The organism is Streptomyces sp. NPDC055254, assembly GCF_053606025.1.
In genome coordinates this window covers 75,681-100,990 of sequence record NZ_JBSGQV010000019.1, presented here as the reverse complement: position 1 = coordinate 100,990, position 25,310 = coordinate 75,681, and the positions used below count along the sequence as shown (strand labels likewise).

Annotated in this window: 20 protein-coding genes and 1 pseudogene; 16 read left to right on the top strand and 5 right to left on the bottom strand. The window is 72.9% G+C overall.

The genetic code is table 11. The features are described 5' to 3' along the window. Positions 1 to 330: 330 nt before the first annotated feature. The 6 genes and pseudogenes from leuS to ACWFQ8_RS19750 all read left to right on the top strand — a co-directional run bounded on the left by leuS (position 331) and on the right by ACWFQ8_RS19750 (position 9,705). Positions 331 to 3,201, top strand: a complete 2,871-nt coding sequence (gene leuS, locus ACWFQ8_RS19775; RefSeq protein ID WP_453787538.1) for a leucine--tRNA ligase — start codon at positions 331 to 333, stop codon at positions 3,199 to 3,201. A 145-nt stretch (positions 3,202 to 3,346) separates the two neighbouring features. Further along, positions 3,347 to 4,111 (top strand): hypothetical protein, encoded by a 765-nt coding sequence (locus tag ACWFQ8_RS19770; RefSeq protein WP_453787537.1) that lies wholly within the window; start codon positions 3,347 to 3,349, stop codon positions 4,109 to 4,111. A gap of 156 nt (positions 4,112 to 4,267) precedes the next feature. Next, positions 4,268 to 5,113 carry a DegV family protein gene (locus ACWFQ8_RS19765; protein WP_453787536.1) on the top strand — a complete coding sequence of 282 codons (846 nt, stop codon included), beginning with the start codon at positions 4,268 to 4,270 and terminating at the stop codon, positions 5,111 to 5,113. Positions 5,114 to 5,529: 416 nt separating this feature from the next. Then, positions 5,530 to 6,306 (top strand): helix-hairpin-helix domain-containing protein, encoded by a 777-nt coding sequence (locus ACWFQ8_RS19760; protein ID WP_453787535.1) that lies wholly within the window; start codon positions 5,530 to 5,532, stop codon positions 6,304 to 6,306. Next, a pseudogene (locus ACWFQ8_RS19755) lies at positions 6,303 to 8,687 on the top strand (ComEC/Rec2 family competence protein); the annotation flags it as partial. The gene ACWFQ8_RS19760 and the pseudogene ACWFQ8_RS19755, both read left to right, overlap by 4 nt. A gap of 136 nt (positions 8,688 to 8,823) precedes the next feature. Beyond that, positions 8,824 to 9,705, top strand: a complete 882-nt coding sequence (locus tag ACWFQ8_RS19750) for a YceI family protein (RefSeq protein ID WP_453787534.1) — start codon at positions 8,824 to 8,826, stop codon at positions 9,703 to 9,705. 47 nt (positions 9,706 to 9,752) lie between these two features. On the opposite strand, the gene ACWFQ8_RS19745 is transcribed toward ACWFQ8_RS19750, so the two are convergent. Further along, a complete protein-coding gene (locus ACWFQ8_RS19745; protein ID WP_453787533.1) occupies positions 9,753 to 9,995 on the bottom strand; it encodes a hypothetical protein in 243 nt (80 codons plus the stop codon). Between the two features lie 61 nt (positions 9,996 to 10,056). Between ACWFQ8_RS19745 and holA the strand changes: the two genes are divergently transcribed. After that, the gene (holA, locus tag ACWFQ8_RS19740; RefSeq protein WP_453787532.1) at positions 10,057 to 11,049 is read left to right on the top strand and encodes a DNA polymerase III subunit delta; all 993 of its coding nucleotides are present in this window, start codon (positions 10,057 to 10,059) and stop codon (positions 11,047 to 11,049) included. A gap of 240 nt (positions 11,050 to 11,289) precedes the next feature. Here holA and rpsT read toward each other — a convergent pair whose 3' ends face one another. Continuing rightward, positions 11,290 to 11,556: a 30S ribosomal protein S20 gene (gene rpsT / locus ACWFQ8_RS19735; RefSeq protein ID WP_362808311.1), complete on the bottom strand. Its 267-nt coding sequence runs from the start codon at positions 11,554 to 11,556 to the stop codon at positions 11,290 to 11,292. Between the two features lie 256 nt (positions 11,557 to 11,812). Between rpsT and lepA the strand changes: the two genes are divergently transcribed. The 3 genes from lepA to hemW all read left to right on the top strand — a co-directional run bounded on the left by lepA (position 11,813) and on the right by hemW (position 17,154). Next, positions 11,813 to 13,678: a translation elongation factor 4 gene (gene lepA, locus ACWFQ8_RS19730; RefSeq protein ID WP_453787531.1), complete on the top strand. Its 1,866-nt coding sequence runs from the start codon at positions 11,813 to 11,815 to the stop codon at positions 13,676 to 13,678. Positions 13,679 to 13,905: 227 nt separating this feature from the next. Next, positions 13,906 to 15,798 carry an AMP-dependent synthetase/ligase gene (locus ACWFQ8_RS19725; protein WP_453787530.1) on the top strand — a complete coding sequence of 631 codons (1,893 nt, stop codon included), beginning with the start codon at positions 13,906 to 13,908 and terminating at the stop codon, positions 15,796 to 15,798. 123 nt (positions 15,799 to 15,921) lie between these two features. After that, positions 15,922 to 17,154, top strand: a complete 1,233-nt coding sequence (gene hemW / locus ACWFQ8_RS19720; RefSeq protein ID WP_453787529.1) for a radical SAM family heme chaperone HemW — start codon at positions 15,922 to 15,924, stop codon at positions 17,152 to 17,154. Between the two features lie 46 nt (positions 17,155 to 17,200). Here hemW and ACWFQ8_RS19715 read toward each other — a convergent pair whose 3' ends face one another. The 3 genes from ACWFQ8_RS19715 to ACWFQ8_RS19705 all read right to left on the bottom strand — a co-directional run bounded on the left by ACWFQ8_RS19715 (position 17,201) and on the right by ACWFQ8_RS19705 (position 19,426). After that, positions 17,201 to 17,776 carry a hypothetical protein gene (locus tag ACWFQ8_RS19715; RefSeq protein ID WP_453787528.1) on the bottom strand — a complete coding sequence of 192 codons (576 nt, stop codon included), beginning with the start codon at positions 17,774 to 17,776 and terminating at the stop codon, positions 17,201 to 17,203. Positions 17,777 to 17,868: 92 nt separating this feature from the next. Next, positions 17,869 to 18,672 (bottom strand): DUF3097 domain-containing protein, encoded by an 804-nt coding sequence (locus ACWFQ8_RS19710; protein WP_453787527.1) that lies wholly within the window; start codon positions 18,670 to 18,672, stop codon positions 17,869 to 17,871. 28 nt (positions 18,673 to 18,700) lie between these two features. After that, positions 18,701 to 19,426 carry an MBL fold metallo-hydrolase gene (locus ACWFQ8_RS19705; protein WP_453787526.1) on the bottom strand — a complete coding sequence of 242 codons (726 nt, stop codon included), beginning with the start codon at positions 19,424 to 19,426 and terminating at the stop codon, positions 18,701 to 18,703. Positions 19,427 to 19,562: 136 nt separating this feature from the next. Between ACWFQ8_RS19705 and hrcA the strand changes: the two genes are divergently transcribed. From hrcA to ACWFQ8_RS19675, 6 genes are all read left to right on the top strand, one after another. Continuing rightward, positions 19,563 to 20,579 (top strand): heat-inducible transcriptional repressor HrcA, encoded by a 1,017-nt coding sequence (hrcA, locus tag ACWFQ8_RS19700; RefSeq protein ID WP_453787525.1) that lies wholly within the window; start codon positions 19,563 to 19,565, stop codon positions 20,577 to 20,579. Then, complete coding sequence (dnaJ, locus tag ACWFQ8_RS19695; protein WP_453787524.1) at positions 20,580 to 21,716, top strand: molecular chaperone DnaJ; 1,137 nt, start codon at positions 20,580 to 20,582, stop codon at positions 21,714 to 21,716. A 144-nt stretch (positions 21,717 to 21,860) separates the two neighbouring features. Then, entirely contained in the window at positions 21,861 to 22,952 is a 1,092-nt protein-coding gene (locus ACWFQ8_RS19690) for a nitronate monooxygenase (protein WP_453787523.1), read from the top strand. Continuing rightward, positions 22,949 to 23,692 (top strand): 16S rRNA (uracil(1498)-N(3))-methyltransferase, encoded by a 744-nt coding sequence (locus ACWFQ8_RS19685; protein ID WP_453787522.1) that lies wholly within the window; start codon positions 22,949 to 22,951, stop codon positions 23,690 to 23,692. The genes ACWFQ8_RS19690 and ACWFQ8_RS19685 overlap by 4 nt, the downstream gene beginning before the upstream one ends. Positions 23,693 to 23,851: 159 nt before the next feature. Then, positions 23,852 to 24,211: a histidine triad nucleotide-binding protein gene (locus ACWFQ8_RS19680; RefSeq protein WP_453787521.1), complete on the top strand. Its 360-nt coding sequence runs from the start codon at positions 23,852 to 23,854 to the stop codon at positions 24,209 to 24,211. A gap of 2 nt (positions 24,212 to 24,213) precedes the next feature. Then, positions 24,214 to 25,119, top strand: coding sequence for a ribonuclease Z (locus ACWFQ8_RS19675; RefSeq protein ID WP_453787520.1), 906 nt, complete (start codon positions 24,214 to 24,216; stop codon positions 25,117 to 25,119). Positions 25,120 to 25,310 lie beyond the last annotated feature (191 nt).

The window sequence follows — 25,310 nt, the reverse complement described above, 5'->3', positions numbered from 1 at the left end:
GGGCTCTTGCTTGCTTTTCTGTTGTTCTGTTTTCCATTTCACTTACTCACACACGTTCCCCCCCGGGCCCCCCCGGGTGGGGGGCCCCCGCTTCTCGTCGTGCCCACCGGGCGCCACCTGGTGCCACCGGGCGGAACGGCCGAGCGTCGGCGGGGACCGCTGCGGTACCCTGACGCCATGCGTGCCGTACGCCTTCTGCTTACCGAGCCGCGCTGATCAGTACCGACCCCACAGACGGTCGGCATCGGCGCGGCGTCCCCTCCTGTGCGAGGGGTTTTTTCGTTTGGGCAGGCAGAGCCGGCAGAGACGATCGATGGAGCTTCAGAAATCATGAGCGAGACGAACACCCCGGCCCCCGAGGCGGCCGAGGCGCACCGCTACACGGCTGCCATGGCCGCCGACATCGAGGCACGCTGGCAGGACGTCTGGGACGAGCAGGGGACGTACGAGGCCCCGAACCCGACCGGTGACCTGGCCGGGGACCCGGCGATGGCCGCACGGCCGAAGAAGTTCATCATGGACATGTTCCCGTACCCGTCCGGTGCGGGGCTGCACGTCGGCCACCCGCTGGGGTACATCGCCACCGACGTCTTCGCCCGCCACCAGCGGATGACCGGCCACAACGTCCTGCACACCCTGGGCTTCGACGCCTTCGGCCTGCCGGCCGAGCAGTACGCGGTGCAGACCGGTACGCACCCGCGGGTGTCGACCGAGGCGAACATCGAGAACATGAAGGTCCAGCTGCGCCGGCTGGGTCTGGGCCACGACAAGCGCCGCTCGTTCGCGACGATCGACCCGGACTATTACAAGTGGACCCAGTGGATCTTCCTGCAGATCTACAACTCCTGGTACGACGCCGACGCGAAGAAGGCCCGCCCGATCGCCGAGCTGGTCGCCGCCTTCGAGGACGGCTCCCGTGAGGTTCCCGGCGGCCGTGACTGGGCCGGGCTGTCCGCGGGCGAGCGGGCCGACGTACTGAACGCGTACCGGCTGGCGTACGCCTCGGACGCGCCGGTCAACTGGTGCCCCGGGCTGGGCACCGTACTGGCCAACGAGGAGGTCACCGCGGACGGCCGCTCCGAGCGCGGCAACTTCCCGGTCTTCAAGTCCAAGCTGAGCCAGTGGAACATGCGGATCACCGCGTACGCCGACCGGCTGCTGGACGACCTGGACGCGCTGGACTGGCCCGAGGCCATCAAGCTGCAGCAGCGGAACTGGATCGGCCGCAGCGAGGGCGCGCGCGTCGACTTCGCGCTGGGCGACGAGGCCATCACCGTCTTCACCACCCGCCCGGACACCCTGTTCGGCGCCACCTACATGGTCCTGGCGCCCGAGCACCCGCTGGTCGAGAAGTTCATCCCGGCCGCCTGGCCGGAGGGCACCCGCGACGTGTGGACCGGCGGGCACGCCACCCCGGCCGAGGCCGTCGCGGCGTACCGCAAGCAGGCGGCGTCGAAGTCGGACGTCGAGCGGCAGGCCGAGGCCAAGGACAAGACCGGTGTCTTCACCGGCGAGTACGCGGTCAACCCGGTCAGCGGCGAGAAGGTGCCGGTCTTCATCGCCGACTACGTGCTGATGGGCTACGGCACCGGCGCGATCATGGCGGTCCCGGCGCACGACGGCCGCGACTTCGAGTTCGCGCGCGCCTTCGAGCTGCCGATGCGGTGCGTCGTCCAGCCGTCGGACGAGCGCGGCACCGACCCGTCGACGTGGGACGACGCCTTCGTCTCGTACGACGCGGAGCTGGTCAACTCCTCCGGTGAGGGCATCTCGCTGGACGGTCTGGGCGTCGTCGAGGCCAAGGCCGCGATCACCGACTGGCTGGCCGAGCGCGGCATCGGTGAGGGAACGGTCAACTTCCGTCTGCGCGACTGGCTGTTCAGCCGGCAGCGCTACTGGGGCGAGCCCTTCCCGATCGTCTACGACGAGGACGGTGTCGCGCACGCGCTGCCCGAGTCGATGCTGCCGCTGGAACTGCCCGAGGTCGAGGACTACTCGCCGCGCACCTTCGCGCCGGACGACGCGGACTCCCAGCCGGAGACCCCGCTGTCCCGCAAGGCGGACTGGGTCGAAGTCGAGCTGGACCTGGGCCGCGGCGACGGCGTCCAGCGCTACCGGCGCGAGACCAACACCATGCCGAACTGGGCCGGTTCCTGCTGGTACGAGCTGCGCTACCTCGACCCGACCAACTCCGAGGCGCTGGTCGACCCGGCGATCGAGCAGTACTGGATGGGGCCGCGCGAGGGCGCGCCGCACGGCGGCGTCGACCTGTACGTGGGCGGCGCCGAGCACGCGGTGCTGCACCTGCTGTACGCGCGCTTCTGGTCCAAGGTGCTGTTCGACCTGGGTCACGTCTCCTCGGCGGAGCCGTTCCACAAGCTGTTCAACCAGGGCATGATCCAGGCGTACGCGTACACCGACGCGCGCGGCGTGTACGTCCCGGCGGCCGAGGTCGAGGAGCGCGACGGCGGCTACTTCTACCAGGGCGAGCCGGTCAAGCGCGAGCACGGCAAGATGGGCAAGTCCCTGAAGAACGCCGTCACCCCGGACGAGATCTGCGAGGAGTACGGCGCGGACACGCTGCGCCTGTACGAGATGGCGATGGGTCCGCTGGACGTCTCGCGGCCGTGGGACACGCGCGCCGTGGTCGGTCAGTACCGGCTGCTGCAGCGCCTGTGGCGCAACATCGTGGACGAGGAGACGGGCGCGGTGACGGTCGTCGACGCCGAGCCCGCCGAGGGCACCCTGCGTGCGCTGCACAAGGCGATCGACGGGGCCGGCGCGGACCTGGCGGGGCTGCGGTTCAACACGGCCATCGCGAAGATCACCGAGCTGAACAACGCCCTGACGAAGGCGGGCCGGCCGCTGGAGCGCTCGGTCGCCGAGCGGCTGGTGCTGCTGGTCGCGCCGCTCGCCCCGCACATCGCGGAGGAGCTGTGGCACCGCCTGGGCCACAGCGAGTCGGTGGTCCACCAGGACTTCCCGGTCGCGGACCCGGCGTACGTCGTGGACGAGAGCGTGACGTGCGTGGTGCAGGTCAAGGGCAAGGTCAAGGCGCGGCTGGAGGTGTCGCCGACGATTTCGGAGGCGGAGCTGGAGCAGCTGGCGGTGACCGACGAGGGCGTGGTCGCGGCCCTGGGCGGTGCGGAGATCCGCAAGGTGATCGTGCGTGCTCCGAAGCTGGTGAACATCGTCATCTGACGTCGGCCGGCGTGGTGGGGCGTCCCGGTATGAGGGATGTCCCGTACGGGCAGGTTGGGGGTACGACGGGAACCCCTGGCCTGCCCGTGGCGTTTACGGTGGGGGAAGAAGGAAACAGCTGTCCGGCACTGGGGAAGGGACACTCATGGAGGCCGCGTTGATCATCTTCGCGCTGATGGTGCTTTTCGCCTTCCTGGGCCTGGGGGCCTACGCCACCGTCAAGGCGGTCGGGGCGGCGAAGCGCGGGGTGGACCGGACCATCACGCAGGCGCGCCGGACGGTCGAGGACACCACGTTGAAGGCCAAGAGCCTGGGACAGGTCGGGGTCGCGGGTGCGCTGGCGCAGCTGCGGCTGGACCTGCGGACGTCGATGCGGTCCACCGAGGCGACCCTGCACCACGGGGTCCGGACGGACTCCTCGCTGAGGGAGTCCATCGGGCTGTTCGAGCGGCTCAGCGCGCACGGGCGGGAGCTGGACGACGAGCTGAAGCGGCTGGAGCAGGAGCCGGACCGCAAGCGGACGGCGGAGAGCCTGCCCGCACTGCGCGAGCGCGTCGCGCAGATCACGCAGGCGGCCGAGTCGCTGCGGTGGGCGGCGCGCGACCGGGCCCGCCGGTTCGCGAACGACGACCTCTCCACGCTGTCGGCGCAGATCGAGGTCGAGTCGGGCGCGCTGCGCGACTGGTCCCGTGAGCCCGTGGACGACCTGGCGGCCGCTGCCGAGGCGTGGGACGCGGCGCAGGCCGCGGGGGCCGGGGCCGGGCCCGCTGCGGCTCGCGGGGACGCGCCGGGCAGCGCACCGGCGGCGGGTGGACGGGGCCCGGGATCGCAGCAGGCGGCCCTGGACCAGGCCGCACCGACGACGCCGTACCCGTGGCAGAAGACGCGCCGGCCGGAGAGCACGACCTGAGGCGGGGCGGGGGCCGCGACGGGGCGCGGCCCGGGGTCGCGTAGGGGTTTCGAGCACGTACGATCCGGGGCCGGGCGGGGGGACGAGGTCCGCCCCGTGCAGCCGACCCGGGGCCCAGGCTGCCGCAGTGCCTCCACGGGCGGTACCCTCCGGCTCATGTCCCGCCATGTCGCCATCGTCACCGATTCCACGGCCTACCTGCCCCGACCGGCCATGGCGAGGCACGGGATCACCTCCGTTCCGCTCACCGTGGTCCTGGGCGGCGAGGCACTGGAGGACGGCACCGAGATCTCGGCGCGCAGACTCGCCCAGACCCTGCAGAAACGCCGGTCGGTCACCACGTCGAAGCCCGGACCGGAGGACTTCGCCCGGGCCTACCGGGCCGCCGCCGACGCCGGCGCGAGCGCGGTCGTCAGCCTCCACCTGTCCGCCGAGCTGTCGGGGACCTACGACTCCGCCGTGGTCGCCGCCAGGACCGCGCCCGTACCGGTGCGCGTCGTGGACACCGGCATGGTCGCGATGGCCCTCGGCTTCTGCGCCCTGTCCGCGGCCGAGGTGGCGGAGGCCGGAGGTTCCGTCGACGAGTCCGTGGCCGCCGCCGAGAAGCGGGCGTCGGACATGGGCGCCTACTTCTACGTCGACACCCTCGAATATCTGCGGCGGGGCGGTCGGATCGGGGCCGCGCAGGCCCTCTTGGGCTCGGCCCTGGCGGTGAAGCCGCTGCTCATGCTGAACGACGGGCGGATCGAGATGCTGGAGAAGGTGCGGACGGCCTCCAAGGCCATCGCCCGCCTGGAGGAGCTCGCCGTGGAGCGGGCGGGCTCGGCCGACGTCGACGTGGCCGTGCACCATCTGGCGGCCCCCGAGCGGGCCGAGAAGCTCGCCCAGCGGCTCCGCGAGCGCATCCCCGGCCTGGTCGAGCTGCACGTGAGCGAGGTCGGCGCGGTGATCGGCGCGCACACCGGGCCGGGGCTGCTCGCGGCGGTCGTCTCGCCGCGCTGATCACCGGAACGAGTGGTCCGGTTATCCACAACGGGCGCGTCATCCACCGGAATTGAAGGTTCCGAGCGGGCTTCGCGAGGCGTCCCTACCGTCGTGGCATGACTCTTCGATCGCGTACTCCGTATCGCTCCGGGGCCACCAGCGGACCCGGACGTGCCCGTCTCTCCGACAGCCGTCTCTCCGACGGCCGCTTCCCCGACAGCCGCTTCTCCGACGGCCGCTTCTCCGGCGGTCGGTTCCGGCGCCGCCGAGGCCGCCGGGCCCCCGATCCGGTTGCGGGCGCGGAGCGGCGGCGGGCCGAAGCGCTCCTGGGCGGTGCGGCCGGGCCCGCGACCGCGCCTGTGCCGCCTCCACCTCCACCTCCGCCTCCACCTCCGACCGAGCGGGTACCGGGCTCCGACGTGCCCTCCGGGACCGTGGAGCCGCTCCCTGAGTCGGTGGGGCAGGCACCCGGAGACGGCGCGGGCCTGTCGGCGGGAGCCGCGCGGAGGCTGGCCGTTCGGGAGCGGCTGCCCGTGTGGCTCCAGGCCCGCTGCGGGATGGAGCCGCGCACGGTGGCCGCCGTGGCGGTGGTGCTGGTCGGTGCGGTCGGCTTCGCCGCGCAGCAGTACTGGTCGGCGCGGCCCGCCGTGGTCACGCCTGCGGCGGTCGTCGCACCGGCACCGGCACCGGGCACGGGACCGGCCTCCGCGCCGGGTCCGGGTCGGGGCCCCGGGCAGGCGTGGACGGATCCGCTCCCGGCGGCGGCCGTGGCCGGCGCGGCGGTGCCCGCCGAGGGCGGGGGACGGATCGTCGTGGACGTCAGCGGCAAGGTCCGCGACCCCGGGGTGCGCAGGCTGCCCGCCGGTTCGCGCGTGGAGGACGCGCTCGCGGCCGCCGGGGGAGTGCGGCCTGGCACGGACACCACCGGTCTCAACCGGGCCCGCGTGCTCGTGGACGGGGAACAGGTGCTCGTGGGAACTCCGGCGCAGCCGCAGCCCGGCGGGACCGGTCCGGCGCCCGGCCCGCTCAGCCTCGGCTCGGCGACCGTCGAGCAGCTCGACGGTCTGCCGGGGGTCGGGCCGGTGCTCGCCCAGCACATCGTGGATTTCCGCACCGCGCGCGGAGGCTTCCGTTCCGTGGAGGAGCTCCGCCAGGTCAACGGCATCGGTGAGCGGCGCTTCGCCGACCTGCGCACGCTGGTGCGGCCGTGAACGGGCCCGAGCGCCCCGGCCCGGTGGACCTGCGGATCGCGGGCCCGGCCCTGGCCGCATGGGGCGCCGCGGCGCTCGCGCTCGACGCGCCCGCCGGATGGGCCGCGACCGGGGCGGGTCTGGGGGCGGCCGGCGCGGGGCTGCTCCTGCTGGCGGGGTACCGACGTCCCGGCAGCCGGTGGCGGGCCGGGACGGCCGTGGCCGCCGCCCTGTTGTGCGCGGCGGCCGGTGCGGGGGTGGCGGGGCTCCAGCGGGCCGAGGCGCGGGCCGGACCGGTCACCGGGCTGGCCCGGGAGCACGCCCGTGTCCTCACCGTCTTCACCGTCGCCTCCGACCCGCGCGTCACCAGGAGCGGAAGCGGCCCGCCCGTGGTGGTGCTGGACGCGGTCGTGCGGGAGGTCACCGGGCCCGACGGGGCCCGCACCCGGGTCGAGACCCCGGTGCGGGTGCTCGCCGGGCACCCGGGATGGGCCCGGCTGCTGCCCTCCACCCGGGTGGAGGCCGTGGCCCGACTGGCTCCGGGGCGGGACGGGGAACGCGCCGTCGCACTGCTGCGGCCGGCCGGGGACGCCCCGCCCCGGGTGAGTGCCGGCCCCGATACCGCGCAGCGGCTCGCGGGGCGGTTGCGGGCCGGGCTGCGAGAAGCCACCGGGGGACTGGCCCCGGACGCCCGGGCCCTGTTGCCCGGGCTGGTCGTCGGTGACACCTCCCGGGTGCCGCCCGATCTGCACGAGGCCTTCCGCGCCACCGACCTGCTGCACCTGCTGGCGGTGTCCGGGTCCAACCTGACCGTGGTGCTGTTCCTGCTCATCGGGCCCCCGTCCCGTGCTCAGCGGGCCGAGCGGCGGGGGCTCGCGCCGCGCCTCGGGCTCTCCTTGCGGACGACGGCCCTGTGCGGCGCCGCCCTGACGCTGGCCTTCGTGGTCGTGTGCCGACCGGAGCCGAGCGTGCTGCGGGCCGCGGCCTGCGGGGCGCTCACCCTGCTGGCCATCGCCACCGGGCGGCGGCGGTCCCTGATCCCGGCCCTGGGCGCCGCCGTGCTGCTGCTCGTGCTCTGGGACCCGTGGCTGGCCCGCAGCTACGGCTTCCTGCTGTCCGTCCTCGCCACCGGGGCGCTGCTGACCCTGGCTCCCCGGGCGAGCGGGGCCCTGCGGCGGCGGGGCGTGCCGCCCCGGTTCGCCGAGGCGCTCGGGGCCGCCGCCGCCGCCCAGGCGGTGTGCGCACCCGTCGTCGCGGTGCTGTCCGCCCGGGTCAGCCTCGTGGCGGTGCCGTGCAACCTGCTGGCCGAGCTCGCGGCGGGTCCGGCGACCGTGCTCGGTTTCGCCGCGCTCGCGGCGGCCCCGCTGTGGATGCCCGCCGCGGAGCTGCTCGCCCGGTGCGCTGGGGTGCCGGCCGGGTGGATCGCCGCCGTGGCCCGGACCGGGGCGAGGCTGCCGGGTGCGGAGCTGGCCTGGCCCGGCGGGCTCACCGGCGGCCTGCTGCTCGCCGCCGCGACCGCGGCCCTCGTAGGGCTCGGGGCGCGGTACGGGCGGCGGCCTCGGGTGCGGCCGTGGGTGTGCCCCGCCCTGGCCGTGCTGCTGCTCCTGGCGGTGCTGCGGCCGCCGCAGCTGACCCGTACCCTCACGGGCTGGCCGCCACCCGACTGGAGCTACGTGCAGTGCGCGGTGGGCCAGGGGGACGCCGCCGTACTCGCCGTCGGTCCCGGGGAGGCGCTGGTCGTGGACACCGGCCCGGATCCCGGCCCGGTGGACGCGTGCCTGCGGGCGCTGGGGGTGCGCCGGGTCCCCCTGCTGCTGCTGACGCACTTTCACGCCGACCACGTGGGCGGGCTTGCCGGGGTGTTGCGGGGCCGGTCGGTGGGTGTGATTCAGACCACCGTGTGGGAAGAGCCCCCCGGGCGGGCGGAGTTCGTCCGCAGGACCGCCGCGGCCGCGGGCGTGCCCGTCGTACGGGCGCTGGCGGGGGAGCGTCGCCGGGCCGGGCCGCTGGAGTGGCGGGTGCTGTGGCCGCAGGCGGCCGGGCCGGCGCCCGGGGGACCCAACGACGCGAGCGTCACCCTGCTCGTGCGCTCCGCGGGACTGACCCTGCTGATGCTCGGTGACCTCGAACCACCCGCGCAGCAGGCCCTCTTGAGGAGCCGTCCTGAGCTGGGTCCGGTCGACGTCCTCAAGGTCGCCCACCACGGGTCCGCCCACCAGGACCCCGCGCTGCACGCCAAGGTCCGGCCAAGGCTGGCCATCGTGCCGGTGGGAGCGGGCAACGGGTACGGCCACCCCGCGCCGGGCACGCTCGCGCTGCTGCGGGCGCTGGGTGCGACGGTGCTGCGCACCGACACCGACGGGGCGGTCGCTGTCACGGGAACGGGCCCGGAGATGCGAGCATTTACCGTCGACCGGCGGCGAAACCGGCGCGGGTACGGAGGGCGTGTCCCTCCTGGTTGCCCGCGATCCGACCACATGATCGAATGCGTCTTCGCCGACGCGGTCCAAGTCCACAGAGCACGGGGGTGCATCAGCCATGTTCGGTCGCCGACGGGGGATGGAGACGGCGGGAGGTTCCAGCCCGAACACGTCCGCCACACTGACGCTGCCGCCGACGGCGCGGTTGCTCAGCTGCCGGGTCCTCGACACGGTGCAGCAGCCGGTCCGGCAGGCCAGGTTCGAGGTGACCGATCCGATCGGGCGCCGGATCGTCAGTGGGGAGACCGATCCGTACGGCGGCTTCACGGCGGCCCTCCCGGAGGGGGAGTACCGCCTGTCCGTGACGGCCGAGGGGTACGCGCCCTTCCACGGGGCGACGCTCGTCGGGGAGCCGGCCCGGCCCGGTACCGCAGAGATCGTCCTGGACGCGGTGGAGCCGCCGCTGCTGCCGCAGCCCGGCCACTGGGAACTCGACCCGGCGCACTCGACCGTCGCCTTCACGGCCCTCCACATCGGTTTCGCCCGGATCGGCGGCCGGTTCAACACGTTCGCGGGGGCGGTGCGGATAGCCGAGCGCATGGAGGACTCCTCCATGCGTGTGATCATCGACGCGGCGAGCATCGACACCGGAGTGCGGCTGCGGGACGACCACCTGCGGTCCGCGGACTTCCTGGACGCGGCCAGGCACCCGACGGTGGAGTTCTACAGCGACCGCTTCATCCACCGCGGCGGCAGCCGCTGGGCCGTCGCGGGCGCCCTCACGCTGCACGGGGTCAGCCGCTCGGTCACCCTGGACACCCGGTACCTGGGCCTCGGTACGGGGCTGGAGGGCGAACCAAGGGCCGCCTGCCGGGCCACGACCGAACTCCACCGCGAGGACTTCGCCCTCAACTGGCAGTCGGTCCTGGCGCACGGGATCGCGGCGATCGGTTCGAGCGTGGAAGTGGAGCTGGACGTACAGATCGTGCACAAGGCCTGAGGCGCCGGCGCCGGTCCCCAGACCGGCGCCGGGGTCCGGACGGAGCCCTACGGGGCTTCGAGCCAGCCCTCGTACCCGGCGGCGAGCCCGTCCAGCGCGGCGGGGTCGAGCCGCTCCCGCGGGTCCTCGACGACCACCAGCCACTGGGCGTCCTCGGCGTCGTCCTCACCCGCCAGGGCGTCGCGGACCAGTCTGGGTTCCTCCGGGAGGCCGAAGCGGTCGACGGCCTCCCGCGCCACCTCCTCGGCGGCGTCGCGGTCGGGCAGGACGAGTACATGGCGCGCGTTCACCGGTCCATTCTCGGCTACGGGGCGCGATGGACTGTCAGTGCGGCGTGGGATGCTGGATCCGATGGCCACCAGGAAGAACTCCACCGACGATCCGCTTGCCCCGCTCACCCTCGCGGTGGGGCAGGAGGACCTGCTGCTCGACCGTGCCGTACGGGAGGTGGTCGTGGCCGCGCGCGCCGTGGACGCCGACACGGACGTGCGCGACCTCGCCCCCGAGCAGCTCCAGCCCGGCACGCTGGCCGAGCTGACGAGCCCCTCGCTGTTCTCCGAACGCAAGGTGCTGGTCATGCGCAACGCGCAGGACCTCTCCGCGGACACCGTCAAAGAGGTCAAGGCGTACCTCGGCGCGCCGTACGAGGAGATCATCCTCGTCCTCCTCCACGCGGGCGGTGTCAAGGGCAAGGGCCTGTTGGACGCGGCGCGCAAGGCGGGCGCGCGCGAGGTCGCCTGCCCGAAGATGACGAAGGCGGCGGACCGGCTGTCGTTCGTGCGCGGCGAGTTCCGCACACTGGGCCGGTCGGCGACTCCCGAGGCGTGCCAGACGCTGGTGGACGCGATCGGCAGCGATCTGCGGGAGCTGGCGAGCGCGGCGGCCCAGCTCTGCGCGGACGTCGAGGGCACCATCGACGAGGCCGTGGTCGGCCGCTACTACACCGGCCGGGCCGAGGCTTCCAGCTTCACCGTCGCCGACCGGGCGGTCGAGGGACGCGCGGCGGAGGCCCTCGAAGCCCTGCGCTGGTCCCTGTCCACCGGGGTGGCGCCGGTCCTGATCACCAGCGCCCTGGCCCAGGCGGTGCGTGCCATCGGCAAGCTGGCCTCCGCTCCGCGCGGGGCCCGCCCGGGCGATCTCGCGCGGGACCTGGGGATGCCGCCGTGGAAGATCGACCGTGTCCGCCAGCAGATGCGGGGCTGGTCCGCGGACGGCGTCTCGGACGCCCTGCGCGCGGTGGCCGCCGCCGACGCGGGGGTCAAGGGCGGCGGTGACGACCCCGAGTACGCGCTGGAGAAGGCGGTCGTGGCGGTGGCCCGCGCGGCCCGCCCCCAGCGGGGCTGACGACGCCCGCGCAGCCGTAGCCGTAGCGGCAGAGTACGACCGCAACGCGAAGGCCCCGGCCGCCTCCCTGGGGAAGGGTGGCGGCCGGGGCCTTCGGTCACTGCTCGCACTGCTTGCGCAGCTCGTACTGCTGGTGTGCGCCGCACCCGCGTGGCGAACGCTTCGTGTGCGGAGCGGGGTGCCGGTCAGGAGCGGGAGAGAGGGCCCGCTGGGTCCTCACCGGCGATTCACATCGAGAGCTCAGCCCTGCAGGGAGGCAACCTTGACCGCCAGCGCCGACTTCTTGTTGGCGGCGGCGTTCTTGTGGATGACACCCTTCGAGACAGCCTTGTCGAGCGCACGCGCGGCGGCACGAGAAGCCACGGTGGCCTTCTCGACGTCACCGGCGACGACGGCCTCGCGGGCCTTGCGGATCGCGGTCTTGAGCGAGGACTTGACGGCCTTGTTGCGCAGGCGCGCCTTCTCGTTCGTCTTGTTCCGCTTGATCTGGGACTTGATGTTCGCCACGAAAGAGCCTTTTCAGGTTCAGAGTTTGATCTTCGGATTGTATCCCGACAGCCGAGAGGGCATACGAGACACAGCTGCCCACGCTACCAGGCACGCTCGGGGCGGCCCAAACCGAGCGCACTCCCCCGTCCATGGGACCATGGGAGCCTGCGTACAGATCCGCCGTCGCGCCGACGAGAGCGACGGGACCGGAGTTGTCCCCAGACCGACGTCCCGCCCCATGTCTTTGACTGCGACCCGAGAATCAGGACACTGCGTGCCCGCGACCCCCAGCCACGTGCCCGAGCCGAGCCGTACCGACCCGGCGCTGATCCGCAACTTCTGCATCATCGCGCACATCGACCACGGCAAGTCGACCCTTGCCGACCGGATGCTCCAGATCACGGGTGTGGTCGACCAGCGGCAGATGCGCGCCCAGTACCTCGACCGCATGGACATCGAGCGTGAGCGCGGCATCACCATCAAGTCCCAGGCGGTCCGACTGCCCTGGGCCCCCACCACGGGCGAGGGTCAGGGCAACACCCACATCCTCAACATGATCGACACCCCCGGGCACGTCGACTTCACGTACGAGGTGTCCCGCTCCCTCGCCGCGTGCGAGGGCACGGTCCTCCTGGTGGACGCCGCCCAGGGCATCGAGGCGCAGACCCTCGCCAACCTGTACCTGGCGATGGAGAAGGACCTCGCGATCGTCCCGGTCCTGAACAAGATCGACCTGCCGGCCGCCCAGCCGGAGAAGTTCGCCGAGGAGCTCGCGAACCTGGTCGGCTGCCAGCCCGAGGACGTCCTGCGCGTCTCCGCGAAGACCGGTCTCGGCGTGGACGTGCTGCTCGACAAGATCGTCGCCACCGTCCCGGCCCCGGTCGGCCCCAAGGACGCCCCGGCCCGCGCGATGATCTTCGACTCCGTCTACGACTCGTACCGCGGCGTCGTGACGTACGTGCGTGTGGTCGACGGACAGCTGAACAAGCGCGAGCGCATCCGGATGATGTCCACCGGCGCCACCCACGAGCTGCTGGAGATCGGCGTCTCCTCCCCGGAGATGACCCCGGCCGACGGCATCGGCGTCGGCGAGGTGGGCTACATCATCACCGGCGTGAAGGACGTCCGTCAGTCCAAGGTCGGTGACACCATCACCAGCCTGCACAACGGTGCGACCGAGGCCCTCGGCGGCTACAAGGACCCGCGTCCGATGGTCTTCTCGGGCCTGTACCCGCTTGACGGCTCGGACTACCCCGACCTGCGCGAGGCCCTGGACAAGCTCCAGCTCAACGACGCCGCGCTGGTCTACGAGCCGGAGACCTCGGCGGCGCTCGGCTTCGGCTTCCGCGTCGGCTTCCTCGGCCTGCTCCACCTGGACGTGGTGCGCGAGCGCCTGGAGCGCGAGTTCGGTCTCGACCTGATCGCCACCGCGCCGAACGTGGTCTACCGCGTCGTCATGGAGGACGGCAAGGAGGTCTCGGTCACCAACCCGAGCGAGTTCCCCGAGGGCAAGATCTCGGACGTGTTCGAGCCGGTCGTACGGGCCACCCTGCTCGCGCCCTCCGAGTTCATCGGCGCGATCATGGAGCTTTGCCAGCAGCGCCGCGGCACCCTCCTCGGGATGGACTACCTCTCCGAGGACCGGGTCGAGATCCGCTACACGCTCCCGCTCGCGGAGATCGTCTTCGACTTCTTCGACCAGCTGAAGTCCAAGACGCGCGGCTACGCATCCCTCGACTACGAGCCCACCGGCGAGCAGTCCGGCAGCCTGGTCAAGGTCGACATCCTGCTGCACGGCGACAAGGTCGACGCCTTCTCCGCCGTCTGCCACAAGGACGCCGCCTACGCCTACGGCGTGCGCCTGGTCGCCAAGCTGCGCGAGCTCATCCCGCGGCAGGCCTTCGAGATCCCGATCCAGGCGGCCGTCGGCTCCCGCGTCATCGCCCGCGAGACCATCCGCGCCATCCGCAAGGACGTCCTCGCCAAGTGCTACGGCGGTGACATCTCCCGTAAGCGGAAGCTGCTGGAGAAGCAGAAGGAAGGCAAGAAGCGGATGAAGATGGTCGGCTCCGTAGAGGTCCCGCAGGAGGCCTTCATCGCCGTCCTCTCCAGCGACGAGTCGAGCAGCAAGAAGAAGTAGCGGCACCGAAGGAAGCAGGCCCCCGAGCGAAAGCGCGGGGGCCTCTTTCGTTATGAACCGGCCGCTCGCGGGCTCTTACGCGCCGGGCGGACGGCCTCTAGTCTGATCACGGCTCGATGGTTACTCGCCAGTCACTAGCCCGCAACGTCTCAAACCCGCCTGTCCCAAGCGCCCCGCAAGCGCCCCCACGCCCACGCACTGCCGCGTGAACCGGTCCGGAGGATGTCGTGAGCGACACACAGACCTTGATCGAGAACCGTCCGCCCACCGTGGCGGCCCTCTTCCTGGAGCGCGTCGCCGCCACGCCCCACGGGGAGGCGTACCGTTTCCCGGTGCCCTCGGCCGGCGGCCCGGGCGCTCCCGACGACTGGAAGTCGCTCAGCTGGGGCCAGGCGGCGGAGCGCGTCTTCGCCATCGCCGCCGGGCTGATCGACCTCGGCCTGCGCTCGGAGGACCGGGTCGCGCTCGCCTCCAACACCCGGGTCGAGTGGATCCTCGCCGACCTCGGCGTGATGTGCGCGGGCGCCGCGACCACCACGATCTACCCCAGCACGAACGCGGAGGAGTCGGCGTACATCCTCGCGGACTCGGCGAGCCGGGTACTGATCGCCGAGGACGGCAAGCAGCTGGCGAAGGCCCGCGCCCACCGCGCGGACCTGCCCGAGCTGCAGCACGTCGTGGTCCTGGACGCGGCCGACGCGATCGCCGCCGAGGGCGACCCGGAGGGCTGGGTGCTCTCCCTCGCCGAACTGGAGAAGCGCGGTGCGGAGCACCTCGCCAAGCACCCGGAGGCGGTCAAGGAGCGGATCGCGGCCATCACGGCCGACCAGCTCGCCACCCTGATCTACACCTCGGGCACCACCGGCCGCCCCAAGGGCGTGCGGCTGCCGCACGACAACTGGTCCTACATGGCCAAGGCGACCGTGGCCACCGGCCTGATCACCAAGGACGACGTCCAGTACCTGTGGCTGCCGCTGGCGCACGTCTTCGGCAAGGTGCTGACTTCCGGCCAGATCGAGGTCGGCCACGTCACCGCCGTCGACGGCCGCATCGACAAGATCATCGAGAACCTGCCGGTCGTCCAGCCGACGTACATGGCGGCGGTTCCGCGCATCTTCGAGAAGGTCTACAACGGGGTCGCGGCCAAGGCCCGGGCCGCCGGCGGCGCCAAGTACAAGATCTTCCAGTGGGCGGCCGGTGTCTCCCGCGAGTACGCCAAGGTCAGCCAGGACAACTTCCGGCGCACCGGGCGGGCGGCGGTCCCCTTCGGACTCTCCACCAAGCACAAGGTCGCCGACGTGCTCGTCTACTCCAAGCTCCGCGACGCCTTCGGCGGCAACCTGCGGGCCGCCGTCTCGGGCTCCGCCGCCCTGGCCCCGGACATCGGCTACTTCTTCGCCGGTGCGGGCATCCACATCCTGGAGGGCTACGGCCTCACGGAGTCCAGCGCCGCCTCCTTCGTGAACCCGGGCGAGGCCTACCGCACCGGCACGGTCGGCAAGCCGCTCCCCGGCACCGAGGTCCGGATCGCCGACGACGGCGAGATCATGCTGCGCGGCCCCGGCATCATGCAGGGCTACCACGGGCTGCCGGACAAGACCGCCGAGGTGCTGGAGGCCGACGGCTGGCTGCACACCGGTGACATCGGCGAACTCTCCGCCGACGGCTACCTGCGGATCACCGACCGCAAGAAGGACCTGATCAAGACCTCCGGCGGCAAGTACGTCGCCCCGGCCGAGGTCGAGGGCCAGTTCAAGGCGATCTGCCCGTACGTCTCCAGCATCGTCGTGCACGGCGCGGACCGGAACTTCTGCTCGGCGCTGATCGCGCTCGACGGGCCGTCGATCCTGGGCTGGGCCGCCGATAACGGGCTGGAGGGCAAGACGTACGCGGAGGTCGTGGCCGCGCCGGAGACGAACCGGCTCATCGAGACGTACGTCCAGACCTTGAACGAGGGGCTCCAGCGCTGGCAGACGGTGAAGCAGTTCCGGCTGCTGCCGCGCGACCTGGACGTGGAGCACGGGGACCTCACCCCGAGCCTCAAGCTGAAGCGGCCGGTGGTCGAGCGGGAGTTCAAGTACCTGATCGACGAGATGTACGAGGGGTCCCGCGAAGCCTGACGCCTCGCGGCGAGCCACGCCCGGTGCGGGGCACCTCCGCCCCGCACCCCCGCCGGGCCGGCGCTCGGGGGCCCGCTTCGGGTGGGTGGGGCGGGGGTGGGGGCGGGTGCGGGACAATGGGGTATGCCTTCCGCACTGCCCGATGGTGAACCCATGCCCGAAGACGGCTCGCTGCCGGCGCACGCCCTGGCGGGTGCGGGGGAGCGGCCGCTCGGCTTCTACCTGCACGTCCCGTACTGCGCCACCCGCTGCGGGTACTGCGACTTCAACACCTACACGGCCACCGAGCTGCGGGGGACCGGCGGCGTGCTCGCCTCCCGGGAGAACTACGCCGACACCCTGATCGACGAGGTCCGCCTCGCCCGCAAGGTGCTCGGCGACGACCCCAGGGCCGTCCGGACCGTCTTCGTCGGCGGCGGCACCCCCACGCTGCTGCCCGCCCGGGACCTCGTACGGATGCTCGCCGCGATCCGCGACGAATTCGGCCTGGCCGAGGACGCCGAGATCACGACCGAGGCCAATCCGGAGTCGGTCGATCCGCAGTACCTGGCCGAACTGCGCGCCGGCGGCTTCAACCGGCTCTCCTTCGGCATGCAGAGCGCGAAGCAGCACGTCCTGAAGGTGCTCGACCGCACGCACACGCCCGGACGCCCCGAGGCCTGCGTCGCGGAGGCGCGCGCGGCCGGCTTCGAGCACGTGAACCTGGACCTGATCTACGGCACGCCCGGCGAGTCCGACGAGGACTGGCGCGCGTCGCTCGCGGCCGCCCTGGGAGCCGGACCGGATCACATCAGCGCCTACGCGCTGATCGTCGAGGAGGGCACGCAGCTCGCCCGGCGGATCCGCCGGGGCGAGGTCCCGATGACGGACGACGACGTCCACGCCGACCGCTACCTGATCGCGGACGAGGTCATGGCGCAGGCCGGGTACTCCTGGTACGAGGTGTCGAACTGGGCCACTTCGGAGGCCGGCCGCTGTCTGCACAACGAGTTGTACTGGCGCGGCGCCGACTGGTGGGGCGCCGGGCCGGGTGCGCACTCGCACGTCGGGGGCGTGCGCTGGTGGAACGTGAAGCACCCGGGCGCGTACGCCGCCGCACTGGCGCAGGGGCGTTCCCCGGGCGCCGGCCGCGAACTCCTCTCCGAGGAGGACCGGCGCGTGGAGCGGATCCTGCTGGAGCTGCGGCTCGTGGACGGCGTACCGCTGTCCTTGCTGGCTCCGGCCGGGCTGGCGGCCTCGCGCCGCGCACTGGCGGACGGCCTGCTGCACCCCGACCCGTACGAAGCGGGCCGCGCCGTGCTCACCCTGCGCGGCCGCCTCCTGGCCGACGCCGTCGTGCGCGACCTGGTCGACTAGGCCGGGCCGTCTTCTCCGGCATCCCGCGACGGCCCGGCCCCGCCCGCTAGTAGCCCCAGCGCGCCTGGCCGCCGTCCTGGCGGCAGTGGATGATCCGGCCGTTCCCGGCGTGCGTGGAGCGGCCGATGTCGGCCTTGCGGCAGAACTGGCCCGCGTTGTAGCAGTTCCCCGCGTTGGAGACGATCTCGCAGTCCGCGGCCACGGGCTCGGACGGCGGCGCCGGGGCCTTCGTCGCGGGTTGCGGGGTGGGCTTGGTCGCCGCCCGGGTCGTGGGGGCGGCGGGCGCCTTCTGGTCGACGGCGGGGGCGGTGACCGGCGGGGCCGGGACCTGCGTGGGAGTCGGCGAGGGCGGCGGTGTCGGGGACGGAGTCGGTGTCGGGGAGGCCGTCGTCGGGGCCGCCGACGTGAGGGACGGCGGCGCGGGCACCGCGGGCCCCTCGCTCGCGGCCGGCCCGCAGGCGACGGCGGCGCCCGCCACCAGGAGGGCGACCAGCGCCCGCCGGATCCGGTCCCCCGGACGTCCGCGGCCCCTGGAGCCGTCGCCGGTCCCGCTGGAGCCGCCGGTCCCGCTGGAGCCGCCCGTTCTGCTGTCGCCGGTTCTGCCGCCCTCGGTGCTGTGCATCGGTGCCCCCACCTGGAAGTCGCGAAAGGAGGCACATCATAGGAACATCCGTCCGGCGAGGGAGGGGGTTTCGCCGCGATCGTGACCTAGCCCTACGAGGGCGCCGTCACGTGGTCGATGAGGTGTTCCACCGCGCCCAGCAGGGTCGGTTCCAGGTCCTTGTACGAGGTCACGCGCGACAGGATGTGCTGCCAGGCGGCCCCCGTGTTCTCCGGCCAGCCCAGGGCCCGGCAGATGCCCGTCTTCCAGTCCTGGCCGCGAGGGACCGCCGGCCACGCGGGGATGCCGAGCGCGGACGGCTTCACCGCCTGCCAGACGTCCACGTACGGGTGGCCCACGATCAGGACGTCGGGGGAGGTCACCGCCGCCGCGATGCGGGACTCCTTCGACCCCGGCACCAGGTGGTCCACCAGGACGCCCAGGCGGGCGTCCGGGGCCGGGCCGAATTCCGCGACGACGGCGGGAAGTTCGTCGATGCCCTCCAGGTACTCCACCACCACGCCTTCGATCCGCAGGTCGTCGCCCCAGACCCGCTCGACCAGCTCGGCGTCGTGCCGCCCCTCGACATAGATCCGCCCGGCCCGGGCCACCCGAGCCCGGGCGCCGGGGACGGCGATGGACCCGGACGCGGTACGGGCCGCGGCCGCCGGCCCCCGGGGCGGGCGGACCAGGGTGACCACGGCGCCCTCCAGCAGGAAGCCGCACGGATCCATCGGGAAGACCCGCCGCTTGCCGAACCGGTCCTCCAGCGTCACCGTGCCGGCCTCGCAGGCCACCACCGCGCCGCAGAAATCCGTACCCGCCACCTCGACCACCAGGTCGGGCTCCGCCGGCACCTCCGGCACGGCCTTGGGGCGCTTCCACTGCGGGGTCAGGTCGGGGGAGTACTCGCGCATCCGGCCGACAGTAGGAGAGCGGCGCCGGTCACGCCTCCGACACGCCGAAACGGGCCGCCAGTGTGGCGCGTTGCGCACGGACGAAGTCCGCGCCGACCACCGCTCCGTGACCCGGCACGTACAGCGCGTCGTCGCCACCGAGCGACAGCAGCCGGTCCAGGGCGGCGGGCCACCGGGCCGGCATCGCGTCCCGGCCGGCCTGCGGCTCGCCCGACTCCTCCACGAGGTCCCCGCAGAACACCACCTCCCGCCCGCCGGGCACGAAGACCGCCAGGTCGTGCCCGGTGTGCCCCGGTCCCACGTTCGCCAGCAGCACCTGGATCCCGCCCAGCTCCAGCGTCCACTCGCCCGACACCGGGTGGCGGGGCAGCACCAGCAGTTCGACGGCCTCCGCCGCCTCGTCCTGCGGGAGCCCGTGCTCCACCGCCGAGCGCCGCAGCGCCTCGCGGTCACCGGCCAGCACCCCCGCCAGCCCCACCGCCCCGTACACCTCGGCGCCCGCGAACGCCGCTCCGCCCAGCACGTGGTCGAAATGTCCGTGCGTGAATGCGATATGAGTCACGTGCCGCCCGGTCAGCCGCTCCGCCTCGGCCCGCAGCAGCGCCCCCTCCCGGAGGGACGACCCCGGATCCACCAGGAGGACGGAATCGTCCCCCACCACCAGCCCCACGGTGCAGTCCCACACCGGCAGCCGGCGCCGACCGGCCCGTCCGCTCAGCCGTTCCCAGCCCGCCTCTTCCCAACGCACGTCCATACGGCGACGCTACCCTGGCGGGCCTCCCTTGCCAGGGGCTTACTACCCGGCCGTACACTGAGCGGGGGATCTCTGGCACTCGAACGCTCGGAGTGCCAACGGAGCAGGCAACGGACCACAGCTGGAGGTGTGCGCGATGCTCAGTGAACGCAGACTCGAAGTGCTGCGCGCCATCGTCCAGGACTACGTCGGGACGGAGGAGCCGGTCGGCTCCAAGGCGCTCACCGAGCGGCACCGGCTCGGCGTCTCGCCCGCCACCGTGCGCAACGACATGGCCGTGCTGGAGGAGGAGGGCTACATCGCCCAGCCCCACACCAGCGCCGGCCGGATCCCCACCGACAAGGGCTACCGCCTCTTCGTCGACAAGCTGGCGGGGGTCAAACCACTGTCGTCGCCGGAGCGCCGGGCGATCCAGAACTTCCTCGACGGCGCCGTCGACCTCGACGACGTGGTCGGCCGTACGGTGCGGCTGCTCGCGCAGCTGACCCGGCAGGTCGCCGTCGTCCAGTACCCGAGCCTGACCCGGTCGACCGTCCGGCACGTGGAGCTGCTCCCGCTGGCTCCCGCGCGCCTGATGCTCGTACTGATCACGGACACCGGGCGGGTCGAGCAGCGGCTGATCGACTGCCCGAGCCCATTCGGCGAGGCCTCGCTCGCGGACCTGCGGGCCCGGCTCAACAGCCGGGTCGTCGGCCGTCGGTTCACCGACGTGCCGCCGCTCGTCCAGGACCTTCCCGAATCCTTCGAGGCCGAGGACCGCGGCACGGTCTCCACGGTGCTCGCGACCCTCCTCGAAACCCTGGTCGAGGAAGCCGAGGAACGGCTGATGATCGGCGGTACCGCCAATCTCACCCGCTTCGGACACGATTTTCCCCTGACGATCAGGCCGGTGCTGGAGGCGCTGGAGGAGCAGGTCGTGCTCCTCAAGCTGCTCGGCGAGGCCAACGAGTCGGGAATGGCCGTACGGATCGGGCACGAGAACGCCTACGAGGGGCTGAACTCCACGTCGGTCGTCTCGGTCGGTTACGGTTCGGGCGGCGAAGCAGTCGCCAAACTCGGCGTGGTCGGACCGACCCGCATGGACTACCCCGGAACGATGGGAGCGGTACGCGCAGTGGCACGTTACGTCGGACAGATCCTGGCGGAGTCGTAAGTGGCCACGGACTACTACGCCGTTCTCGGCGTGCGCCGCGACGCATCGCAGGACGAGATCAAGAAGGCATTCCGGCGGCTCGCGCGCGAGCTGCACCCGGATGTGAACCCCGATCCCAAGACGCAAGAGCGTTTCAAGGAGATCAACGCGGCGTACGAGGTGCTCTCGGACCCGCAGAAGAAGCAGGTCTACGACCTCGGCGGCGACCCGCTGTCCTCCTCGGGCGGCGCCGGCGCGGGCGGCTTCGGAGCGGGTGGCTTCGGCAACTTCTCCGACATCATGGACGCCTTCTTCGGCCAGACCTCGCAGCGCGGGCCGCGCTCGCGGACCCGGCGCGGCCAGGACGCGATGATCCGCCTGGACCTGGAGCTGGACGAAGCCGCCTTCGGGACGACCAAGGACATCCAGGTCGACACGGCGATCGTCTGCACCACCTGCTCCGGCGAGGGTGCCGCCCCCGGCACCTCGGCGCAGACATGTGACATGTGCCGCGGCCGCGGTGAGGTCTCGCAGGTCACCCGGTCCTTCCTGGGCCAGGTCATGACCTCCCGCCCCTGCCCGCAGTGCCAGGGCTTCGGCACCGTCGTCCCGACCCCGTGCCCCGAGTGCGCGGGCGACGGCCGGGTCCGGTCCCGCCGCAGCCTGACGGTCAAGATCCCGGCGGGCGTCGAGAACGGCACCCGCATCCAGCTCGCGGGCGAGGGCGAGGTCGGCCCCGGCGGCGGCCCCGCCGGCGACCTGTACGTGGAGATCCACGAGCTGCCGCACCCGACGTTCCAGCGGCGCGGGGACGACCTGCACTGCACGGTCACCATCCCGATGACGGCGGCGTCCCTCGGCACCAAGTGCCCGCTGGAGACGCTGGACGGCATGGAGGAGATCGACATCCGGCCCGGCACCCAGTCCGGCCAGTCGATCCCGCTGCACGGGCGCGGCGTCACGCATCTGCGCGGCGGCGGGCGCGGCGACCTGATGGTCCACGTCGAGGTCACGACCCCGAGCAAGCTCGACCCGCAGCAGGAGGACCTGCTGCGCCAGCTCGCGAAGCTGCGCGGCGAGGAGCGGCCCACGGGCCAGTTCGCGCCGGGCCAGCAGGGCCTGTTCAGCCGTTTGAAGGACGCTTTCAACGGTCGCTGACGGGCGAGCCGAACACCGTACGAGCCCGGCCGGGGACGCCCCCGCGCCGGGCTCGGCGCATGTCCGGCGGAGCTCGGTGAAGCGGACTATGCCAGGCGAATGCCATGATTCGGCCCCCCGCACGGGACGTGGCACGATGCGTCCATGTCCTCCTCGCCGAACGGTCTCACCCCTTACCCGATCGTGCAGGCTCCCATGGCGGGCGGCGCCTCCAGCCCGCTGCTCGCCGCCGCCGTGTGCGAGGCGGGCGGGCTGGGGTTCCTGGCCGGGGGGTACAAGACCGCCGACGGCATGTACCAGGAGATCAAGCAGGTCCGCGCCCTGACCCGGCGCCCGTTCGGCGTCAACCTCTTCATGCCGCAGACCGGCTGCGCCGACCCGGCCGCGGTGGAGGCCTACCGGGGGCAGCTGGCCGGCGAGGCGAGCTGGTACGGGATCTCCCTCGCCGACGAGGACGTCTACAGCACCTGCGACGACGGCTACGACGCGAAGCTCGCCATCCTGCTCGAAGACCCGGTCCCGGTCGTCTCCTTCACCTTCGGCTGTCCCGGGGCCGCGGCGCTGGCGGCGCTGCGGAAGGCGGGCACCCGCACCACCGTGACCGTGACCTCCGTCGAGGAGGCCCGTACCGCGCAGCACGCGGGAGCCGACGCCCTGTGCGTGCAGGGCGTGGAGGCGGGCGGTCACCAGGGCACCCACCGCGACGACCCGCAGGCCGACGGCACGGCGTCCGTGGGGCTGCTCGCGCTGGTGGCCCAGGTGCGGGAATCCGTGTCGCTCCCGATCATCGCGGCGGGCGGTCTGATGCGCGGCTCGCAGATCGCCGCGGTGCTGGCGGCGGGCGCGGAGGCGGCGCAGCTCGGCACCGCCTTCCTGGCGTGCCCGGAGTCGGGTGCGGACCCGCTGCACAAGAAGGCGCTGACGGACCCGCTGTTCGTCCGGACCGAGCTGACCCGGGCCTTCTCCGGGCGGCCGGCGCGGGGACTGGTGAACCGGTTCGTGCGCGAGCACGGTCCCTACGTCCCCGCCGCCTACCCTCAGGTCCACCACCTGACCTCGGCCCTGCGCAAGGCGGCCGCGGCGGCCGGGGATCCGCAGGGCATGGCCCTGTGGGCGGGGCAGGGGCACCGGCTGGCGCGGACGTTGCCGGCCGGTGAGTTGGTGGAAGTACTGGCAGCCGAACTGGCCGAGGCGAAGAGCGCGTTGAGAGCAATGCAGATGAGGAGTGCGTCATGACCGCCCCCGTGTTCGTGGTCGAAGAGGTCCCGGCGGGACCGGAGTTCGTCCTGGACGGCCCCGAGGGCCGGCACGCGGTGTCCGTGAAGCGGCTGAACCCGGGTGAGGCGGTGGTCCTGACGGACGGCCGGGGCGGCTGGGCCGACGCGGTCGTCAAGGCGGCGGAGGGCAAGGACCGGCTGGTCGTGGCCGTGTCCGCGGCCGGCCGCGAGCCGGAGCCCGGGGTGCGGATCACGGTCGTCCAGGCCCTGCCCAAGGGGGACCGCGGCGAGCTGGCCGTCGAGACCATGACCGAGACCGGCGTGGACGCGATCGTGCCCTGGCAGGCCTCGCGCTGCATCACGCAGTGGCGCGGGGACCGGGGTGCCAAGTCCCTGGCCAAGTGGCGGGCCACGGCCCGCGAGGCGGGCAAGCAGTCCCGCCGGGTCCGCTTCCCGGAGGTGGCCGAGGCCCTGTCGACCAAGCAGGTGGCGGCGCTGCTGGCCGACGCCGATCTGGCGATGGTCCTCCACGAGGACCGCGACACCCCCTCGGAGGCGCTGGCCGCGGCCCCGCTGCCGCAGGCCGGCTCCATCGTCCTGGTGGTCGGCCCCGAGGGCGGGGTCTCCCCGGAGGAGCTGGCCGTCTTCGCCGGGGCGGGGGCCCGCCCCTACCGCCTGGGCCGCTCGGTGCTTCGCACCTCCACGGCGGGCACGGCCGCGACGGCGGTCCTGCTGGCCCGGACGGGACGGTGGTCCTGACGCGCGGACGGGACGGTGGTCCCGACGGGTGGCCGGGACGGGTCGTGACGGGCGGCCGCGACGGTGGTCCTGAACGGCGGCCGGGCCGGGGGCGTCGCGGTGCGGGACGGGCTGGATACGATGCCCGGACCGATCACCACCGTCACGGGAGGCACCGCAATGGCCGGGGAACCGCAGGCCGACTGCCTGTTCTGCAAGATCGTCACCGGGGACATCCCGGCGACCGTGGTCCGGGAGACCGAGACGACCGTCGCCTTCCGGGACATCAACCCGCAGGCGCCGACGCACGTCCTGATCATCCCCAAGGCGCACTACCCCGACGCGGCCTCGCTCGCCGAGGCCGAACCGGCCCTCGCCGCCGACCTGCTGCGGGAGGCCGGCCAGATCGCCCGCGACGAGAAGATCACCGAGCACGGCTACCGGGTCGTGTTCAACACGGGATCCGGCGCCGGCCAGACCGTCTTCCACACCCACGCGCACGTCCTCGGCGGCCGCGGCCTCCAGTGGCCGCCGGGATAGCCGTGTCCGTACGAGAACTCGTGGTGCTCGGGACCGCCAGCCAGGTCCCGACCCGCCACCGCAACCACAACGGCTACCTGCTGCGCTGGGACGGGGAGGGCATCCTCTTCGACCCGGGCGAGGGCACCCAGCGCCAGATGCTGCGCGCCGGGGTGGCCGCGCACGACATCAACCGGATCTGTGTCACCCACTTCCACGGTGACCACAGCCTCGGCCTCGCCGGGGTGATCCAGCGGATCAACCTCGACCGGGTCCCGCACCCCGTGGCCGCGCATTACCCGGCCTCCGGACAGAAGTTCTTCGACCGGCTGCGGTACGCCACGGCCTACCGGGAGACGGTCCTGCTCGAAGAGGGGCCGGTGACCGGGAACGGGACGCTGGCGCGCGGGGCGTCGTACGTCCTGGAGGCACGGCTGCTGTCGCACCCGGTGGAGTCCTTCGGCTACCGGATCACCGAGCCGGACGGGCGCCGCATGGTGCCGGAACTGCTCGCGCGGCACGGGATCAAGGGGCCCGACGTGGGACGGCTCCAGCGCGACGGGCGGCTGGGGGAGGTGACCTTGGACCAGGTCAGCGAGCCCAGGCCGGGGCAGCGGTTCGCCTTCGTCATGGACACCCGGATGTGTCCCGGCGTGGAGGCGCTCGCGGAGGGCTGCGACATGCTGGTGATCGAGTCGACCTTCCTCGACGAGGACGCCGGCCTGGCCGCCGACCACGGCCACCTGACCGCCGGCCAGGCGGCGGGCGCGGCCCGTGACGCGGGGGTCCGGCACCTGGTGCTGACGCACTTCTCGCAGCGGTACGCGGACCCGTCGGAGTTCGAGCGCCAGGCGCGCGCCGCGGGCTTCGAGGGTGAGCTCACGGTGGCGGCGGACCTGATGCGGGTACCGCTGCCGAAGCGGACCTGAGGCCGGGTCCCCGGCCCGTTTCGAGCCTCCCGCCGGGGCCCCGGTCAGCCGCGGCGGCTCCGCCGCGCCCCCGGGGGACCTCGCGGAGAAGAGCATTCCGGGAGTGATCTGGGACACACTGTGTTTTGGGCCCGTCCGGGCCGGGCGGGCCTGGCGGCTTTCCACCGGAAACCCTCGCGCAGAAACGACCC